Source organism: Pseudomonas sp. IAC-BECa141 (genome assembly GCF_020544405.1).
In the GTDB taxonomy this organism is placed as follows: domain Bacteria; phylum Pseudomonadota; class Gammaproteobacteria; order Pseudomonadales; family Pseudomonadaceae; genus Aquipseudomonas.
Map to the genome: position 1 here is coordinate 2,715,984 of NZ_CP065410.1, position 19,435 is coordinate 2,735,418.

Below are 19,435 nucleotides of genomic sequence, written 5' to 3' on the forward strand. Positions count from 1 at the left end.
CGGCCCTGGGTCAAAGGTGTTTTGCGTAAAAATCAGCAATGCGCCGCAACGCCTTAATCAACCTGCGCAAATCGCTCCACCAGCCAATCGATAAACACCCGCACCCGATTGCTCAAATGCCGGTTCGGCGGGTAGAGCACATGAAACGGATACGCCGACGGCCGCCAGTCCTCGAGGATCGGCACCAGTTCGCCACGCTCGATCGCCGTCCTCACCGTGTAGCTGAAGGTGTGGATGATCCCAAGTCCGGCGAGGCCGGCCGCCAGGTGCGCGTTGCTCTCGTTGACGCTGATCAGGCCTTTGCCTTCGATTTGATGGCGTTCGCCGTTGCGCTGGAAGTTCGACGGCAGGATGCGCCCGGTGGAGGCCGAGCGATAGGCGATCAATTGATGGCTGGCCAGTTCGAGCGGGTGGCTCGGGGTGCCGTGGCGTTGCAAATAATCGGGCGTGGCGCAGGTGGTCCAGGACACTTCGCCGAGGCGGCGCACGGCCAGGGTTTGTTCGGTCAGAGGGCCGCCGCGAATCACGCAGTCGACGCGTTCGCTGATCAGGTCCACCGGGCGATCGCTGACACCCAGATCAATCTGGATGTCCGGATAGCGTTCGAAGAATTTCGGCAGTTCGGGGATCACCAGCATCGTCGCGGTCGAGCCACCGATGTCCACGCGGATCTTGCCGCGCGGCAGGCCTTGCGCCTGGCTGAAACCCTGATCGATGTCGTCCAGTTGATGCAGCAGTTGTTGGGTCAGTTGGTAATAGGAAGCGCCGTCGGCCGTGACGGTGAGGCGGCGGGTGGTGCGTTGCAGCAGGCGCACGCCGAGGTGGTTTTCCAGTTGGCCGATCAGTTTGCTGACCGTGGTTTTCGGCAGGTTCAGCGAGTCGGCGGCTTTGGTGAACGAACCGCTTTCCACGACGCGGGCGAAGGTGCGGATCGCCATTAACTGATTCATCGGTTCGGGCTCAGTGGTGTAGATGCGCTGAGTATTGTGCATGTCTGTGTACAAACAAAACCGATTTGGCGGATTTTTCAATTCAATCGATCAGCCTAAAGTCGCTTCCAACGGCTCACCTAAGACCCGTCACCTACCTCGAAACGGTTACTGGAGATTCATCATGAGCAACAGACTTGAAGGCAAAATCGCACTGATCACTGGCGGCACCACCGGCATCGGCCTGGCGTCGGCGCAGGAATTCGTCGCCCAGGGCGCGACGGTATTCATCACCGGCCGTCGTCAGGCCGAGCTGGACAAAGCGGTCGCCGCCATCGGCCCACGGGCCATCGGCATTCAGGGCGATGTGGCAAAACTGGAGGATCTGGACCGCATCTACAGCGAGATCGCCGCGAAGGCCGGACACCTCGACATCCTGTTCGCCAACGCCGGCGGCGGAGACATGCTGCCGCTGGGCTCGATCACTGAAGAGCACTTCGACCGGATTTTCGGCGCCAATGTGAAGGGCACGCTGTTTACTGTGCAGAAAGCACTGCCGCTGCTGCGCGATGGCGCTTCGATTCTGCTGACCTCATCGACCACTTCGGTGCAGGGCACTGAGAATTTCAGCGTCTACAGCGCGAGCAAAGCGGCGGTGCGCAATTTCGCCCGGTCGTGGCTGCTGGACCTGAAACCACGGCGCATCCGCGTCAACGCCATCAGCCCTGGCCCGGTGCGCACCCCAGGTCTGGCAGGGCTGGTGCCGGCGGAACACACGCAAGGGTTGTTTGATCAACTGGCGTCGATCGTGCCGATCGGGCGTCTGGGCGAGCCGAGCGAGATTGCCAAGGCTGCGTTGTTCCTGGCTTCGGATGACAGCAGCTTCGTCAATGGCATCGAGTTATTTGTCGACGGCGGCACCGCGCAGATCTGATCAGATCTGAGTCAAGTCGCTTGATGCCCCGGCACTTGTTCAGTCGAGTGCCGGGGTTCTTCCGTTTCTTCGTCCGGCGCGTTGTCCCAGATCAAACGCGGATCGAAGCTCATCGCCGAGAGCATGGTGAACACCACCACCAGGCCGAAGAACAGAATCCCTACGCGCGGTTCGATATCCCCCAGTGCCTGGAATTTCACCAGCGCCGCCACCAGCGCAACCACCAGCACATCGAGCATCGACCAATAGCCGATCAGCTCGACGAAGCGGTACAGCTTCGAACGCTCCTTGCGCGCCCAATGGCTGTCCCGTTGCACGGTCACCAGCAGCAAAGTGAGCGCGACGAATTTCACTCCCGGCACCGCGATGCTGGCGATGAAGATAATCAGGGCGATGTCCCACGCGCCGTGATCCCAGAACTCCAGCACGCCGCTCATGATGGTGCTGTCGGCGCCGTTGCCGAGCAGGGTGGTGTTCATCACCGGCAGCAGATTGGCCGGCACGTAGAACGCCAGCGCGGCGAACATGTAGGCCCAGGTGCGCGCCAGCGAATTGCTCTTGCGCCGATGCAGCGGTGCGTCGCAACGCGGGCATTGGTGCGGTTCGCCGGCCATGTCGCAGGCCAGCCCGCAGCTGTGGCACAGGCACAGGTTGAGTTCGGTTGCCGTCGGTGGGCGTTTCACAGGATGTCCCACAGTTCACGTACGTCGCGCCCGGCGATGCGGATCAGCAACAGGCTGAGCACGGCCAGCGCAAACAGGCCGATGCCGGGAATCACGTCGAGCATCCCCGCCAGTTTGAACACCGCGACCATGGCGCCGAGCAGGCACACCTCGAGCATGCTCCATGGCCGCAGCGTTTCCAGCCAGCGCATGCACAGCTTGAACCCCGGCGAACGGCGCGAGGCGAGGGCGAAGCTCAAGACCCAAATCAACAGAACCAGCTGAAAGGCCGGGGCGATGATGATCGAGATCGCCGCAACCATCGCCATGAAGGTGATCGGCCCCTGACTCAGGGCCAACACTGAATCCCACAGAGTCGCGCTGTTTTTCAGGCCCTTCATGCTGATGCTCATTACCGGGTAGAAATTGGCGAACAGCCACAGCATCGCCGCCGTGAAACTCAGGGCCAGGCGTTGTTCCACGCTCAGGCCGTTGTAGCGCTGGAGCACGCCGCCGCAGCGCACGCAGAGAGTCTTCTGGTGCTTGGCCAGCGTGACTTTTTCGTACACGCAGTCGCAATGCTCACAGATGATCGGTAGATCGGTGCTGGCCATGGGGCGCTCGATGGAGGAGGGCTTGAACCTTTTCACTATAGAAGCGCCGGGGCATTCGGCAACCGGGGCACCACTCGTCCAAAACGGGGCACTAATCATCACGCGCTTGTTTCACACGTTCAGGTACGCATATCCCGTAGCAGAAAGGAGAGCCCCATGGAAATCGAGGAAGATGCACCCGGCAACCGCTCGCAACAGGCCGTGACCCGCACCACCGACAATGAAACCGGCCATGATCCCCGCAAGGATGAATCGCCAGTCCCATTGCCGCCGGACGATGAAGCGCCATTGGAGGAAGACATGAGCGATGTGGCCGCCACCGATTCAGTGGCGGTTGAACATCCACACGACGGCAACCGCTCAGCAAGCGCCAACGCCGACCCGCAGAGCCCCGCCAAGGATGATGAAGACAGAGAAGCGCGTGGCCTGCCGGCGAGCGACCCGGAGTCGGGCGCCTGACTGCGCGACGGAGGTCGGCAAGGTACTGCAGAATCTCCGGGCCAACGGTCAGCACCTCACCGTTGTCCAGCATCAGCGCGGCCAGATAGCCCTTCGGATTGACCTGGCGAAGATCGTGGCGTTCAGAAGCTGGCTTTCACAGGTGCTGGCCCAACCCTTTGTATGACCGTGTATCCATCTCGCCGCCATACACAATCGGGTAACAAATCCCGTCCTCAGGACACATCCCGCGTACATGCCTCGCCCAAAGTAGGTGCCAACACATCACTACTTCCAAGAGGGCAACACCATGCGCCGTACACTTCTGATGACCGCTGCCGCCGTACTTGTTTCGATGACCGGCCTTGTCCACGCGGCTGACACCCAATCCGCCGCCCCGGCGAAAAGCTGGCAGCAGGGCCTGAGCCGTACCGATCTGGTGCATCAGGACCTGGGCGCTGCGGATCGCGAGGTGATTCAGGCTCGCGTTGATTTCGAACCGGGCGTCACGTCGCCCAACCATGCGCATCCGGGTGTGGAAGTGGCTTACGTGATCAGCGGCACGTTCGAGTACCGGCTCGAAGGGCAGGCGCCGGTGACGCTCAAGGCGGGGGATTCGCTGTTCATCCCGGCGGGTGTGGCGCATATCGCCAGGAATGTCGGCAACGACAAAGGTTCGGAGCTGGCGACGTATATCGTCAAGAAGGGCGAGCCCTTGTTGATTCTCAAGCAGTAACGGTCGCCGAAACGAAAAGGCCTGCCGATCTGGCAGGCCTTTTTGCGTCCGCCGTTCAGCGTATCAGTGGGCGTGCACCGGGTAGTCGGTATAGCCACGCTGATCGCCGCCAAAGAACGTGCTCGGGTCCGGTGTGTTGAGCGCCAAGCCTTCGCGGATTCGCCGAGGCAGATCGGGGTTGGCCAGGAACGGTCGGCCGAACGCGATGATGTCGGCGCGACCGTCGGCCAGGGCCTGTTCCGCCGACTCGGGGTCGTAGCCGCCGGCGATCATCAACACGCCACCCCACGCATCACGCAACTGAGCGATGATCGCGTCCCAGCGCGGGTCGAAATTCTCGTCCTTGACGGTGCCGACCACGGCCGGCTCGACCAGATGCAGATAGGCCAGTTTCCAGCGGTTCAACGAGCGCACGATGTAGCCGAATGTGGCTTGCGGCGATTCATCGCCCATGCCCATGAAACGGCCCATGGGCGTCAGGCGCACGCCGACGCGGTCAGCGCCGACTTCGTCGACCACCGCCGCCACCACTTCCAGCAACAGACGCGCGCGGTTTTCCAGGGTGCCGCCATAACCGTCAGTGCGCTGGTTGCTGTTGCTGTTGATGAACTGGTCCAGCAGATAGCCGTTGCCGGCGTGAATTTCCACGCCATCCATCCCGGCGTTCAGCGCATTGCGTGCGGCGCGGCGGTAGTCGTTGATGATGTCGGCGATTTCCGAAACCTGCAGTGCGCGCGGCACTGGCACGTCACCCCAGACACCATTGCCCTCGGCATCGACGATGAAAGTCTTGCCCGGTACGGGCAATGCGCTGGGGCCACCGGCAGCGCGTTGTCCGGTTGAAAGCTTGGGTGCGATACCCGGCCCACATGCCACAGTTGCATGAAGATCAACCCGCCGGCCTCGTGTACCTGACGGCTGACTTCACGCCAGGCTTGCACCTGTTCATTGCTGTAGATGCCAGGCGTCCACGCATAACCCTGACCCTGACGGGAAATCTGCGTCGCCTCGGTAATGATCAGCGCGGCACTCGCTCGCTGGCGGTAGTACTCGGCGTTCATGGCTGTCGGAATATCGCCCGGCTGCCCGGCACGGGAGCGCGTCAACGGCGCCATCGCCACCCGGTGGGGAAGTGTGTAGGGGCCGAGGGCGATGGGGCGGAACAGATGCTGCGTCATGGGTGTTCTCCAGTCTTCGAAATGGGTCGGCAGGGCGGTGTCGGACATTGGCTCCGGCACCGGATGGCCCTACGTTAAGCGGCTGTCCGGCGCTTGATAATCCACCCGCGACGCCACGCTGCATTGCGTGAAATGCAACAGGGCGCGACTCAGGAAGGCTGTTGCGAGCGGGTCAGAGGGAGGTTCAACCAGCGCCGTCCGGTGGCGTTCGCCACGGCGTTGCCGATGGCTGCCGCCATGGGGCCCTGAACGATTTCGGCGGCCCCCAGAAACGGTTGTCCCGGCTGGTCGAGCAGGTGAACGTCGACCTTCCTGGGGACTTGCGAGAAGCGCAGGATCGGGTAGCCGCTCCAGTCGTAGCTGCGGATGCCGCCGGCGTCATAGGCGACCTTTTCATACAGCGTCCAACTGGTGGACTGAACGATCCCGCCCTCGACCTGGTTGCGCAGGCCATCGGGACTGACGATCTGCCCCACGTCCACCGCTGTGACGACGTGATCGATCTGCACTTCGCCGGTCTGCGGATGCACTTGCAGGCGCACGGCGATGGCGCAGTAGCCCATGATGTTTTTGTAGCGCGCGAACGCAAAGCCAATGCCCGCGCCGGGTTCGCTGCTTTTTTGTGGCCAGCCGACGGCATCGCGAACTTGCTCGACAACGGCCCTTGCCCGGGGATCGGTCAGGTGCGCCAGGCGCAGGGCAACCGGATCAACTCCTGCCTTGGCGGCCATCTCGTCGATACAGGCTTCGATGGCGAAGACGTTGATGTGCGCCCCCAGCGAGCGCATGGCAGAAGTGCGGAACGGCATCTCGGTAACGAAGTTCATGTCGATCCGCGAGGAGGCTACGGTGTACAGCGGCACGGCGTTGCGATCGCCATCGCCTTCGGGCTGAGCGATCGGCACCGAGGGTGCGGAGGTGAACGGACGGGCCAGCAGGCGTGCGGGCAGCAAGCGCCCGGCGTTGACGATGCGTTCGTTGTGCGGCGTGGTCCACAGCTCATAGTTCCAGTCTTGCAGACGGCCCTGGGCGTCGAGGCTGGCTTGCACTTCGGTGACCATCGCCGAGCTGTAGGGCTCCCAGAGGTTTTCCTGCTCGCGCATCCATTGCACCCGCACCGGCGTGCCCGGCACGCGCATGGCAATCAACGCGGCGTCAGCCGCTGCATCGTCTGCGCCGTTGTGGCCGTAACAGCCGGAACCTTCGGTGTGGATGCAGCGCACGCGCTCGGGTGGCAGCCGCAGCATTTCGGCGATCCCGGCACGCAGCGGATACACGCCCTGGGTGTGGGTCCAGACGGTGAGGGCACCGTCCTTGAACCAGGCCACGGCGCAGGACGGTCCGATGGAGCCATGCATCAGATATTGCTTGGTCACCCGGGCGCGATATTCGATGTCGGTCGCGCCCTGGGACGTACCTTCATGGCTGATCGGATAACGCCGTGATGGCAGGCGTTTGAGCAAGGTGTGGATGTCCCGCGATTCGGGAATCGCCTGTCCGCCGCTCCAGCGCGCTGAAGCGTATCCGTGGCGCATGGCTTTGATCGCTTGCCATTCGTCCCGCGCCACCACGGCCAGGTAATTGCCGTCGCGAATCACCTGCACCACGCCGGACAGCGCCTGGATCGATTCAATATCGATGGTTTCCAGCGTGCTGCCGGGACGCGGCGGGCGGATGACCCGGGCGTGGAGCATGCCCGGCAGGCGAATGTCCTGCACGAAGGCGGCGCCGCCGCTGACTTTACCCGGAATATCCAGGCGGGGCAGCGAATGGCCGATGAGCTTGAATGAGCTCGGCGGCATCGAGGGCGATTCGGATTTTGCATAGCGGTGCAGATCGACATGCTGGACCGCATCGGCGTAGGACATACGCTGCCCGGTCGGACCGAGAATGAAACCGTCCCGAGTCGTCAGCAGTGCCGGCGCAACGTTCCAGCTGCGCCCGGCCGATTCCAGCAGCATCTCGCGCACCTGTGCCGCCGCGTTGAACAACGCGGTGCCACTGTCGAAAATCGTGTGGCTGCCGGCGGTGTAGCCTTCGTTCGGTGTCAGTGCGGTGTCGGCGGTGAGCAGGTTGATTGCTGTCGGCGAGACCTCAAGGCGTTCAGCGGCAATTTGCAGCAACGCGGTTTTGACTCCGGTGCCCAGTTCGACCTTGCCGGTGTAGACGGTGATGCCGTCAGCGCCGACGCGAATCCAGGCATCGAGCCAAGGGTTGGTGCGCAGGCTGCCGGGCAGGTCCGGCGCCAGCACGACTGTGCCCAGGGTATCGACTTCGGTGTCGGCCAGGGCGCGGCGCGCGACCGGCACCAGAGCAAACGCCACCAGCAGGGCGCCCCCGCGCAGGAACGCACGGCGACTGTGATCGACCTCGTTGATTGTCGTCATAGCGCGCTCCCGTTCTGCCGGGCGACAAGGCTGATCGCCTCGATGATGCGCAAGTGTGTGCCGCAGCGGCACAGGTTGCCTGCCATGTGTTCGCGAATGGTCTGCTCGTCGGGATGCGGATTGCTTTCGAGCAGTGACTGCGCACGCATCAACATGCCGGCGATGCAGTAACCGCATTGAGCGGCCTGTTTATCGATGAACGCTTGTTGCAGAGAACCGGGGCGTTCGGCGGTTCCCAGGCTTTCGACCGTCCGAACCTTTTTGCCCTCGAGACCGGCGCAGGGTGTCAGGCAGGCAAACACCGGTTTGTCATCGACGATGACGGTGCAGGCGCCGCATTGGCCCAGGCCACACCCATACTTGGCGCCGTTCAGGCCCAGGTGATTGCGCAGCGCATAGAGCAGCGGCATGTCGGGTTCCAGCTCGAGAGCCTGGGAGGATCCGTTGACGTTGAGGGTGATCTGAGTCATTTCGTCTCCTGACGTAGCGCTTGGAGGGTGGCAGGAAGGTCGGTCCAGGGTTGCTCGGCGTTGGCTTGATGGCGCAGCCAGGTCGCCAGAACAGTGAGTTGGGCGTTGTCGAGACTGGCGGCGAACGAGGGCATCACCGGGCCCGGATGGCCGGGTTCTGCCGGGATGCCTTCGAGTACGGTTTTCAAAAAGTTGCGCGGGCTGGCGGCTTGCAACGCCGAGGTTCGATCCAGTGCCGGACGACCGTCGATTTCACGCATCGGCGCGCCTTGGGCATGGCAGCCGGCGCAGGCGCTGGCGAACAGCAGCGCGCCAGAGGAGCGATCCGCAGGTTCCGTGCTGGCGCTGACGTTCGGAATCTCGTTGATTGCAGTTTTCGCCGGCAGACTCAGCAAGTATTCGGCAATCGCCTGGGCATCTTCCGCGGGCAGGCGCGCCAGACCGAGGCTGACCGGGCGCATCGGGCCCGCCGCCGTGCCGTGTCCGTCGACCACGTCGCCCCGCAGGTAACTCACCAGTTGCTCGCTGCTCCACGGGTTTGCCCGGTGCGCCATGCCCAGCAGTGACGGCGCATCCCAGCCATCCACGCTGCCACCGGCCAGGCTTTCGCCGGACTTCTCGGCACCGATCATATTCAACGGCGAATGACAGCCCGCGCAGTGACCCGGACCTTCGACCAGGTAACGCCCGCGATTCCACGCCTGCGATTGCTGCGCTACCGGCGGCAATGGCTTCGCGTGCAGGAACAGCAGGTTCCAGAACGACACCAATGGCCGGATGTTCATCGGGAAGTTCATGCGGTTCTGTTGTGGCGGCGAGTCCACGGCGGGGCCGCTCATCAGGTACGCATAGGCGTCGGCGATGTCGTCCTGGCTCATGCGCCGGTAATGAACGTAAGGGAAGGCCGGGTACAGGAAGTGGCCGTCGCGCGAGATGCCTTCACGCATCGCCCGCTCAAAGGCCGGCAACGACCACTGGCCGATGCCGGTCTGTGGATCCGGGGTGATGTTGGTGCTGTAGAGGGTACCGAACGGTGTCACCAGCGGCAGTCCGCCGGCCAGGTATTGGCCGCCGGGCCGCGTATGACACACCGCGCAGTCGCCCGCCTCGACGACGCGCGCGCCGCGTTGCAGTTGGGCGGAGTCGAAGGTTTGCGGACGCTCGACCGGCGCGATTGCCGGACGCCACATCAGCGCCAGGGCCGCGATTGCACCGATCGACGCGAGGGCTGCCGCGCTGATCCACAGCGCTCTGGATCTCATGAAGTGGCCGTTCATGAGCATTTGCCCAAGAGGCACGCGGTGGGCGTGAAGGACGGATTCGGCATCTCGACAACTCCTTGAAAGAGCGGGAAAGGGCGCCGATGCAAAGCCCTGCGCCAAGTGCCCAAGGGTAGAGAAGGTGCATCCGTCCGAGTATTGCCAGACCGCGCAATAGCACGTTGCGCCAAGTGCAACGCCTGGGGACCGTTGCACTTGGCGCATCACTCAATTGCCCGGCAGATGGATACTCGAATGCCGGCGCAGCCCCTAGCCTTGGCGTCACTTTCCAAACTCATCGAGGTGTCATCATGCTTACGGGCAATCCGGCAGCGGCGGCCAAGGCCGAACAATCCGCTTCTCTTTCCGGCCTGATGGTCGCGTTCCTGGCATTCTGCTGCGGCGCGGTCGTGGCCAACCTTTATTACGCTCAGCCGATCGTCGAACTGATCGCGCCGCAAATCGGCCTGTCCAGTGCCCATGCCAGTCTGATCGTTTCACTCACGCAGTTCGGTTATGCATTGGGCCTGCTGTTGCTGGTGCCGCTGGCCGATCTGATGGAAAACCGTCGGTTGGTGGTGGGCTTCACCCTCGCGGCGAGTGTGACGCTGTTGTGCGCCGGTCTGACGCATTCGCCGTCGATGTTCCTTGTCCTGTCGTTGCTGATCGGCCTCACTTCGGTGGCGGTACAGATCCTGGTGCCGCTGGCCGCGCATCTGGCGCCCGAGGCGAGCCGCGGGCGGGTGGTGGGCAACATCATGAGCGGTCTGTTGCTGGGCATTCTGCTGTCGCGGCCACTGTCGAGTCTGTTGGTGGAAGTGTTCGGCTGGCGCGGGGTGTTTTTCAACGCAGCGGCGCTGATGGCCGTCATCGCCCTGGTCACGGCGATTGCCTTGCCGCGCCGCGTCCCGACTCATCAGGCGACGTATGTGGCGCTGATCGGTTCGGTGTTTGCACTGGCCCGTCGGCACGCTGTCCTGCGTCAGCGTTCGCTGTATCAGGGCTTGCTGTTCGCCAGCTTCAGCCTGTTCTGGACCCTCGCACCGATCGAGCTGATGCGGCACCACGGTTTCAGTCAGGCTCAGGTGGCGATTTTTGCACTGGTCGGCGCCGTCGGCGCGGTTGCAGCGCCGATTGCCGGGCGGTTGGCCGATGCCGGGCACGGTCGGCGCGGGACGCTCGTTGCACTGTTGTTGGCGCCAGCCTCCTTGCTGATCGCCGCGCTGCCGGGTAGCAGTTATGTCTGGCTGGTGGTTTGCGCGGTGCTGCTGGACTTCGCCGTGCAACTGAACATGGTTCTGGGTCAGCGCGAGGTGTACGCCATCGATCCGCACAGCCGGGCCCGCCTGAATGCCGTGTACATGACCAGCATCTTCGTCGGCGGCGCGCTGGGGTCGCTGGTCGCAAGTCCGCTCTACGAGCATTTCGGCTGGAACCTGTCCGCCGTGACCGTGGCGTTGCTCCCGGCGCTGGCCCTGGCGATGTTTCTGAGCCGCAAGACCGATGCCTGAGCCTCAGACACCGGTAAGTCCGATCAAGCACGGTCTTACAAGACGATTGGCGAACGGTGATGCACAATCATCACCGTTTCCTTTCGATCGGGCTCCACTTATGGACAAGTTGCTGGCACTGAAGATGTTCGTTGAAACCGTCCGTTGCGGTGGTTATTCCTCGGCGGCGCGCAAACTCGGCATCTCCACCTCTTCGGTGACACGCCAGGTGGCGGGGCTGGAAAACGAGCTGGGCGCCAGCCTGCTCAATCGCACGACACGCAATACCAGCGTGACGGTCGCCGGCCAAACCTATTTCGAGAAAGCGGTGGCCATTCTCGATGCCATCGACGAGGCCGACGCGGTTGTCGCCGACCGTGGCAGCGAGGCGCAGGGCCGGCTGCGCATCAGCGTGCCGGTCGAGTTCGGTCGCCAGATCATTGCACCGCAACTGGGGGTTTTGCTCGACCGCCATCCGGGGCTGGAAGTCAGTGTGTCGTTGAGCGATCAGGTCAGCGATCTGCTGAGCGAGCAGATCGATGTCTCGGTGCGACTGGGATCGTCGGTGGTCAGTGACGATATCGTCAGCAAGCGCGTGGGCGGCTTCCAGCGCTGGGTGGTGGCGAGTCCGGATTACCTGAATCATCACGCTGCGCCTTTGCATCCGCGCGACTTGCTCGAGCATCAATGCCTGCGCTTCGACTACGGTGGTTCGCACCAGCACTGGACATTCCAGGGCGACGAGGAAACCATCCAGCTCAATGTGCACGGCCGCCTGCAAAGCAACAACGCCGACATCCTGCGCGAAGCAGCGGTGGCGGGGCGCGGGGTGACCCTGCTGGCCGACTGGCTGGTGCGCGCCGATGTCGAGGCGGGTCGGTTGACGCGGCTGCTGGCAGGGTATGAAGTCAACCCCGGTAATGCGAGCTGCTGCATCAATGCGTTGTACCTGCCCAATCATCGGGGCTCCAGTCGTATCAATGTGTTCATCGACTTTCTGGAAGAGATTCTGGCGGCGCAGCCATCGAGTCAGCGCTAGATTGCCGTTTACTGTCGCTGCGTTGCCGGTGGGTCAGGTTTGTCGCGCCGGTCGTGGTCCATTCCCTTAACACCTTCGTTTGATTGCCGCGCGTCGGTTTTACTGCAAAGATTTTCGTTGGTTTTTCTCCCTGCCTTTCCCTCAGCTACGGTTAGCAAAGGGTGCCAAACGGCATACAGGTAACGGTGCCCCATGATCCAGCGATTACCAACGGCTGCGACGGCGATGAATGAAGGCATGCAGATGCTGTGGGACGACGCAGAACGCATTCTCCTGCGGGGCAGACGTGCTTCTGGCGGTCATGAGGTTGATGTCCTGATCGCCTCGCTCGCTACGGAGCAACCTTCGGGCGCTAGCGTCGAGCGGCTTGCCCATGAGTTTTCCCTGAAAGACCAGTTGGAGAGCGACTGGGCTGCCCGTCCCCTTGAGTTGTTGCATGACGAGGGCCGCCTGCAGCTGGTGCTCGAAGACCCGGGCGGCGTGCCGCTGGCCCGTTTGCTGACGGCACCCCTGGACGTTGCGACGTTTCTGCCGCTGGCCATCAGCGTGGCGGTTGCACTGGGCAAGTTGCATCGACGTGGCCTGATTCACAAAGACATCAAGCCCGCTCACCTTCTGGTGAACTGCCCCGATGGGCACGCCCGACTCACCGGCTTCGGCCTCGCATCGCGTCTGCCCCGGGAACGGCAGCCCGCGGAACCGCCAGAAACGTTGTCCGGGACTCTGGCCTATATGGCCCCGGAACAGACGGGCCGGATGAACCGCTTGGTGGATTCGCGCAGCGACCTCTATGCCTTCGGCGTCACGCTCTATCAAATGCTCACCGGGTCGCTGCCGTTCAGCGCTGCCGATCCGATGGAATGGCTGCATTGCCATATCGCGCGTACGCCGATGTCGCCGAATGCGCGCGTGGCGACGGTGCCCGAGATGCTGTCGCGAATCGTCATGAAGCTGCTGGCCAAGACCGCCGAGGAGCGCTATCAGTCTGCGCTTGGCGTCGAGCAGGATCTGCGCCGTTGTCTGGCAGGCTGGCACCTGCAGAATATGGACGAGTTTGCGCTGGACGAGCAGGGGACGTGCGACCGTTTGCTGATCCCCGAAAAGCTCTACGGCCGAGAGCCCGAAGTCCAGACGCTGATTGCCGCGTTCGAACGGATTGCCGTCAGCCACCGACCGGAGCTGGTGCTGGTTTGCGGCTATTCGGGCATCGGTAAATCCTCGGTGGTCCACGAGCTGCATCAAACCCTGGTGCCGGTGCGCGGGTTGTTTGCCAGCGGAAAGTTCGACCAGTACAAACGCGACGTACCTTATTCGACTCTGGCCCAAGCGTTCCAAGGGCTGGTGCGCACGCTTCTGGGCCAGAGCGATTCGCAAATGGCCGAGTGGCGCAACGCGCTGCGGCAAGCGCTGGGCGCCGAGGCGCGGCTGGTGAGCGACCTGATTCCGGAGCTGAAACTGATCATCGGCGATACGCCGCCGATAGCGGACCTGGAGCCGCCACAGGCGCAACGCCGGTTCTTGCAGGTATTGCGACGGTTTATCGGCGTGTTTGCCCGCGCCGAACATCCACTTGTGCTGTTTCTGGATGATTTGCAATGGCTGGATGTCGCGACACTCAATTGGCTGGAGGAACTGCTGACGCATTCCCACTTGCAGCACTTGATGCTGATCGGCGCTTACCGCAGCAATGAGGTGGATGCCTCGCATCCGTTGACCACCCGGTTGAGCGCCATCAAAGCGGCTGGGGGGCGGGTACATCAGATCACCCTGTTGCCGCTGGCCCGATCGCACATCGAGCAGTTGATCGCCGAGTCATCGCGCTCCGAGCCGTCGTACATCGCGCCGCTCGCGCAGCTGATTCTGGACAAGACGCAGGGCAATCCTTTCTTCGTCATTCAGTTCCTGCAAACCCTGGTCGAACAGGATCTGCTGACTTTCGATCATGACCGCCGGCAATGGGTCTGGGACGCACAGCGCATACACACCAGGGGCTACACCGACAATGTGGTCGACCTGATGCTCGACAAGATGGCACGGCTGCCCGCTGAAACGCAGCAGGCGTTGCAGCAACTGGCGTGCCTGGGCAACCTCGCCGATGTCGCCTCCCTGTCTACCGTTCTGGACTTGCCTGTCGCAGAGGTTCACGGGGTGTTGTGGCCGGCGGTTCGTCATGAATTGATCACGCGTCAGGACAGCACTTATGGGTTTGTTCACGATCGGGTCCAGGAAGCGGCGTATCTGCTGATTGATGAGGCTGCCCGTGCGCAGCATCACCTGCGGATCGGACGTTCGCTGGTGGAGAAGACGCCGGCAGACAAGCATGCAGAAAAGATTTTCGAGATGGTCGGCCAACTCAATCGAGGTGCCGCGCTGATGAATCGACAACAGGAGCGCGAACACCTGTCGCAATTGAACCTGCTGGCGGGCGAACGGGCCAGAGCGTCAACGGCCTATGCTTCGGCGCTGACGTACTTCGCCCAGGGCGCAGCGCTGCTGGGCGAGGGCGGCTGGGAACATCAGCGTGAGTTGATGTTTGCGCTGGAGTCCGGCCGGGCCTTTTGCGAATTCCTTACCCGCCAGTTGGGGAGCGCCGAAGCGCGTCTGCGGCAATTGTCACGCCGTGCGCTGACGCTGATCGAACGCACCCGGGTCGCCTGCCTGCAAGCGGATCTCTACCTGGTTCTGAATCAGAGCGACAACGCGGTGACGGTCTGCCTGGCTTTCCTGCGTTATCTGGGGATCGAGTGGTCGCCTCATCCCGATGACGACGAGGTGCGTGACGAATACCGGCAGATCGGGCAAAGGCTCGGCGAGCGTCCTATCGAAGCATTGATCGATCTGCCGCCCATGGTGGATGAAACCGCGCTTGCCACTCTTGAAGCCCTGACCAAGCTGATCGTTGCTGCGGTCCATATGGACGGCAATCTTCCGGGCCTGGCCATGTGCCGGGCGATCAATCTGAGCATTGAATACGGCAACAGCGATGCTTCGTGCGTGGCCTATGCCAACGTGTCGCGGATCGCCGGGCGGCGGTTCGCGGACTATCCGGCCGGCGTGGCGTTCGCCGAGCTGGGCTGTCGACTGGTCGAACGGCGCGATCTGGAACGCTATCAGGCACGTACGCAACTGGCGTTCTGGTTGTTTGCCAAACGCTGGGCTCAACCGATACGAACCTGCCTTGAGCCTTTGGCCCGTATATTTGAAGTGGCGAACCGCACTGGTGATCTGCCGATTGCCGCGTTCACCGGCAACAGCCGGGTCTCCAACCTGTTGGCCACCGGCGAACCCCTGGCCGAATTGCATGAGGAGGCCGAGCGCGGGTTGGCTTACGCCAGAAAAATCGGGTTCGGCGTGGTCATCGACTTCATCGAAACGCAGTTGGCGTTTATCCGGATGCTCCGGGGCCAGACGCCAACTTTCGGCAGCATCGGCCCGGGCGCATTTGCCGAGCGCCACTGCGAGGATCACCAGACCTCATTGGTTGCCATTTGCTGGCACTGGATTCGCACCTTGCAGGCCTGTTATTTCGCCGGCCACTACGAAGCAGCGGCAGAGGCCGGCGCCGCCGCTCGACAATTGCTCAGGTCATCGCACTCGTTTCTTGAGGAAGCCGAATATTGCTTCTACCAGGCCTTGACCCTCGCTGCCCTGTGCAGCACCAGGCCCGCCGGTGAACGGCAGGCGCAACTCGACGTCATCACCGCGCAACACCGGCAATTGCAGGTCTGGGCCGAACTCTGCCCGGACAATTTCGCCAGCCACGCCGCATTGCTGGCGGGTGAAATTGCCCGTCTGGAGGGCCGGCTGCCAGAGGCCGAGCATTGCTTCGAACACGCAATCGAATCAGCTCAGCGCAGCGGCTTCCTGCATATCGAAGCGCTGGCCAACGAGCTCGCCGCGCGTTTCTATGAAAACCGCGGGCTGCACAAGATTGCCCGGGTCTATCTTCAGGATGCGCGCTACGGCTATCAGCGCTGGGGCGCCGAGGGCAAAGTGCGACAACTGGAAGCCGAGCACACGTTCCTGCGGGTCGAAAAACCGCTGCCCGGTCCCACCAGTACCATCGCCACGCCGGTGGAGCACCTGGACCTTGCGACCGTGTTAAAGGTGTCGCAAGCGGCCTCCAGTGAAATCGTCCTCGAAAAGCTGATCGACATGATCATGCGCACCGCAATCGAACAGGCCGGCGCGCAGCGTGGCGTGCTGATCCTGACGGAGCAGGGCGAGCAGCGGATCGTCGCCGAGGCGATCACTCGTGACGACGCGACGCAACTGGATCTGCGCGATGCGCCGGTGGCTGCGAGGCTGTTGCCGGAGTCGGTCCTGAACCAGGTGCTGCGCACTCAGGAAAACCTGGTACTGGATGATGCCTTGGCCGAACCATCGTTCGCGGCCGACCCGTATGTTCGCCAGCATCGCGTGCGCTCGGTACTCTGCCTGCCGTTGCTCAATCAGGCGAAACTGATCGGCGTGCTGTATCTGGAAAACAACCTGACTTCGAGGGTGTTCAGCCCCTCACGGATCGCCTCGCTGAGGCTGATCGCCTCACAGGCGGCGATCTCGCTGGTCAATGCACGCCTGTACCGCGATGTCGCCGAGCGCGAGGTCAAAAGCCGCGAAAGCGAGCAGCGTTATCGCGAGATACAGGCTGAGCTGGCCCATGCCTGCCGCGTCGCGACCATGGGGCAACTCGCGGCCTCGATTGCCCATGAAGTCAGCCAGCCGCTGGCCTCGACACTCGCCAGCGCCCAGGCAGCGCTGCGCTGGTCGGGTGCGGCGCCACCGAACCTCGAAGAAACCCGCCTGTGCCTGGAGCGGATCGTCAGGGATGCCCATCGGGGCAGTGAGGTGCTGGATCGTATTCGCGGGCTGATTCGCAAGGCCCCTCAGCCAAAGGAGCCGGTCAACCTCAATGAGGTGATTGGCGAAGTCATCGAGATCACCCGGAGCCAGGCGCAGAAGGCCGGGGTTTCGGTCGAGGCGCAGATGGCGGCCAGTTTGCCACGGGTCGATGGCGACCGGGTCGAGCTGCAGCAAGTGGTGCTCAATCTGGTGATGAACGCACTGGAAGCCATGAGCGGTGCAGGTATCGTCAAAGGAGAGCTGCGCATCCGCACGCAAGCCAATGAAGCGGAGCAGGTGTGGGTGTGTGTCAGCGATTCGGGGCCGGGGTTCGGCGCGCATTCGATCGGGCAGCTGTTTACACCGTTTTACACCACCAAACCCACGGGGCTGGGCATGGGGCTGTCGATCTGCCGTTCGATCATCGAGACCCATGGCGGTCAATTGTGGATCGAGGCCAATCAGCCGTGCGGTGCCGTCGTGCAGTTTGTCTTGCCGGCCGATCCCGTTCTGCTTCCGTGAGCAGAAAAAAAGCGCCCGCCAAAAAAAACCGTGGCGGGCGCCTGGGAATGCGCGCAGCAGTAGAGAAGGGTCAAGCGTCGCGGGATCAGGCCACCGGAATCAACGGGTCGGCAGCGGCCAGTGCGGTTGCACGATCGGCGGCCGGCGGGTAGATCCAAACGGTATTGATCTGAGTCTTGAGGTCTTTGGCTTCTTGCCCGACCAGTTTCAATTGACGGTCCCAGCCCTCGGTGAACACGGCGCCCCAGGCGCCGAGGTCAAGGCAGGTCACGTACTTGGGCTGGCTGTAGGTCATCGGCGCGACACCGATCAGGTCAGCCGCCACATTGTTGCCGGCATAACGGCCCAGGCTGATCGCATGCTGGCAGGACATCGCGGCGTAGTTTCCGAGATCATCCGTGGCGGCATAAGCGACGTCGCCGGCAGCGAAGACATCCACATGCCCCAGCACTTTCAGGTTGCCGTCGACGTGCAGGCGCCCTTGCGGATCACGGCTGCCCGGCACCTGTTCGGTGAGCGGGCTGGCGCGGAAACCAACGGTCCAGACGACGGTGCTGGATTCGATACGTTGGCCGTCGGCCAGGGTCACGCCGCCGGCATCGACCGAGGCGACCGAGGCGTCGACTATCCATTCGATGCCCAGCTCCCTGGAAGCTTCCACGATGGAAGGGCGAATGCCTTCACCCAACGTCGCGGCGATTTGCGGCGAACGATCCACTACGATGACTCTGATCGGCGCATCGTCACCCAGAGCGGCACGCAGGCGGGCGGGCATTTCGGTGGCGGTTTCGATCCCGGTAAAACCACCACCGGCGACCACCACGGTATTTCGCGCAGCGCTCGACGGCTGGTTCTTCAAGGATTTGATATGGGCTTCGAGGCGGGCGGCTTCTTCTATCTGGTCGACATCGAAAGCGTGTTCGATCATGCCTTTGAGCGGTGGGCGAATCACGCGACTGCCGGCGGCCAATACCAGCCGGTCATAGCTCAGCTTGCCTTGCGCGCCGAAGGCATCGCTGTAGGTCACCTGCTTGCTTTGGGTGTCGATGTTGTCGGCGATGCCTTTGACGAATCTCACGCCGACCGCATCGAACAGCTCACCCAGCGGCGCCTTCATGTTGTGGACGTCCGGCTCGTAGAAGCGTGGGCGGATACGCAGTTCTGCCTGGGGCGCCAGGACGGTGATCTGCACGTCGTTACGATCATGCTGGTCCAGCAGTCGTGCGGCGCTCAAGGCGCTCCAGACTCCACCAAATCCTGCGCCTATCACTAAAATGTGCTGTTTCATCGGATGACTCCTGAGAAATTCTGATCGTTGAACGACTTGACTGTTCACGCGTGACCGTCTCCCGGTCTGCACGAAGCAGGTTGTTGTGAGCAACCGCAGAACCGGTTCGATTCGCTGGAGAAAATGCTATCGAGGAAGGCGCGGCGGAACACTTCTACATAGGGTCAGCGCCGACATGCTTAGGTGTGAGGCGGGTATACACAGGTATAGGAAGAGGGCATTCAAACGGTGCGATTGAACGCGCTTTCGATGCAGGTGATGAGTTCGCCGCAGGGAAAGGGTTTCGGGAAGTAGGCGAGCGGCTCGGGAAATGCTGCGTTGACCTTTGGCGGTGGGCCCTGGTAGCCAGTGATGAAAATGATCGGGATGCGCAGGCCTCGGGCGCACAGTGCGTCGTACATCTGGATGCCAGACAGTCCGGGCATCTGGATATCCGAGATGATGCAGCCGGGGCGGGGCGGTGCGGTCATCGCCAGAAAAGCCTCGGCGTTCGGGTACAGCCGCACGCTGTAGCCGTGAGAGCGCAAAAGGCTGTCCAGCGCCATGCGCACGGATTCATCATCATCGACAACCGAAACAACAGCGGTGTGGGACATTGCTTTACCAGGGCTGATCTCGGGTAGCCCGTCGAGGACGCCCGCCATTGC

Annotated in this window: 13 protein-coding genes and 3 pseudogenes; 6 read left to right on the forward strand and 10 right to left on the reverse strand. The window is 62.6% G+C overall.

The window, feature by feature from the left end:
- Window positions 1-53: 53 nt before the first annotated feature.
- Complete coding sequence (locus I5961_RS12395) at window positions 54-950, reverse strand: LysR family transcriptional regulator (RefSeq protein ID WP_085700813.1); 897 nt, start codon at window positions 948-950, stop codon at window positions 54-56.
- Window positions 951-1,113: 163 nt separating this feature from the next.
- Here I5961_RS12395 and I5961_RS12400 point away from each other — a divergent pair, with 163 nt between their 5' ends.
- Window positions 1,114-1,863 (forward strand): SDR family NAD(P)-dependent oxidoreductase, encoded by a 750-nt coding sequence (locus tag I5961_RS12400; RefSeq protein ID WP_085700797.1) that lies wholly within the window; start codon window positions 1,114-1,116, stop codon window positions 1,861-1,863.
- A gap of 11 nt (window positions 1,864-1,874) precedes the next feature.
- Here I5961_RS12400 and I5961_RS12405 read toward each other — a convergent pair whose 3' ends face one another.
- Window positions 1,875-2,546, reverse strand: a complete 672-nt coding sequence (locus tag I5961_RS12405; RefSeq protein ID WP_085700796.1) for a paraquat-inducible protein A — start codon at window positions 2,544-2,546, stop codon at window positions 1,875-1,877.
- On the reverse strand, window positions 2,543-3,139 hold the full coding sequence (locus I5961_RS12410) for a paraquat-inducible protein A (RefSeq protein WP_085703858.1): 597 nt from the start codon (window positions 3,137-3,139) through the stop codon (window positions 2,543-2,545). Before I5961_RS12410 ends, I5961_RS12405 begins: the two co-directional genes overlap by 4 nt.
- Before the next feature lie 156 nt (window positions 3,140-3,295).
- Between I5961_RS12410 and I5961_RS28695 the strand changes: the two are divergent.
- Window positions 3,296-3,484: pseudogene (locus I5961_RS28695) on the forward strand (hypothetical protein); the annotation flags it as partial.
- Between the two features lie 82 nt (window positions 3,485-3,566).
- Here the strand turns inward: I5961_RS28695 and I5961_RS28810 are convergent.
- Window positions 3,567-3,713, reverse strand: a pseudogene (locus I5961_RS28810) (glutathione transferase GstA); the annotation flags it as partial.
- A gap of 174 nt (window positions 3,714-3,887) precedes the next feature.
- On the opposite strand from I5961_RS28810, the gene I5961_RS12425 reads away from it, so the two are divergent.
- On the forward strand, window positions 3,888-4,313 hold the full coding sequence (locus I5961_RS12425; RefSeq protein WP_227235385.1) for a cupin domain-containing protein: 426 nt from the start codon (window positions 3,888-3,890) through the stop codon (window positions 4,311-4,313).
- 63 nt (window positions 4,314-4,376) lie between these two features.
- Here I5961_RS12425 and I5961_RS12430 read toward each other — a convergent pair.
- The 4 genes and pseudogenes from I5961_RS12430 to I5961_RS12445 all read right to left on the reverse strand — a co-directional run bounded on the left by I5961_RS12430 (window position 4,377) and on the right by I5961_RS12445 (window position 9,610).
- Window positions 4,377-5,491: pseudogene (locus tag I5961_RS12430) on the reverse strand (alkene reductase).
- Window positions 5,492-5,640: 149 nt separating this feature from the next.
- Entirely contained in the window at window positions 5,641-7,878 is a 2,238-nt protein-coding gene (locus I5961_RS12435) for a xanthine dehydrogenase family protein molybdopterin-binding subunit (protein WP_227235386.1), read from the reverse strand.
- On the reverse strand, window positions 7,875-8,348 hold the full coding sequence (locus tag I5961_RS12440) for a (2Fe-2S)-binding protein (RefSeq protein WP_227235387.1): 474 nt from the start codon (window positions 8,346-8,348) through the stop codon (window positions 7,875-7,877). Before I5961_RS12440 ends, I5961_RS12435 begins: the two co-directional genes overlap by 4 nt.
- Entirely contained in the window at window positions 8,345-9,610 is a 1,266-nt protein-coding gene (locus I5961_RS12445; protein ID WP_227235388.1) for a c-type cytochrome, read from the reverse strand. The genes I5961_RS12440 and I5961_RS12445 overlap by 4 nt, the downstream gene beginning before the upstream one ends.
- A 308-nt stretch (window positions 9,611-9,918) precedes the next feature.
- On the opposite strand from I5961_RS12445, the gene I5961_RS12450 reads away from it, so the two are divergent.
- The 3 genes from I5961_RS12450 (at window position 9,919) to I5961_RS12460 (ending at window position 17,500) form a co-directional block, all read left to right on the forward strand.
- On the forward strand, window positions 9,919-11,118 hold the full coding sequence (locus tag I5961_RS12450; RefSeq protein WP_227235389.1) for an MFS transporter: 1,200 nt from the start codon (window positions 9,919-9,921) through the stop codon (window positions 11,116-11,118).
- A gap of 100 nt (window positions 11,119-11,218) precedes the next feature.
- Entirely contained in the window at window positions 11,219-12,136 is a 918-nt protein-coding gene (locus I5961_RS12455; RefSeq protein WP_227235390.1) for a LysR family transcriptional regulator, read from the forward strand.
- 237 nt (window positions 12,137-12,373) lie between these two features.
- The gene (locus I5961_RS12460) at window positions 12,374-17,500 is read left to right on the forward strand and encodes a trifunctional serine/threonine-protein kinase/ATP-binding protein/sensor histidine kinase (RefSeq protein WP_227235588.1); all 5,127 of its coding nucleotides are present in this window, start codon (window positions 12,374-12,376) and stop codon (window positions 17,498-17,500) included.
- An 85-nt stretch (window positions 17,501-17,585) separates the two neighbouring features.
- Here the strand turns inward: I5961_RS12460 and I5961_RS12465 are convergent, their stop codons facing one another.
- Window positions 17,586-18,788 carry an NAD(P)/FAD-dependent oxidoreductase gene (locus I5961_RS12465; RefSeq protein ID WP_227235391.1) on the reverse strand — a complete coding sequence of 401 codons (1,203 nt, stop codon included), beginning with the start codon at window positions 18,786-18,788 and terminating at the stop codon, window positions 17,586-17,588.
- Window positions 18,789-19,009: 221 nt separating this feature from the next.
- Window positions 19,010-19,384 carry a response regulator transcription factor gene (locus I5961_RS12470; RefSeq protein WP_170929793.1) on the reverse strand — a complete coding sequence of 125 codons (375 nt, stop codon included), beginning with the start codon at window positions 19,382-19,384 and terminating at the stop codon, window positions 19,010-19,012.
- Between the last annotated feature and the right edge of the window lie 51 nt (window positions 19,385-19,435).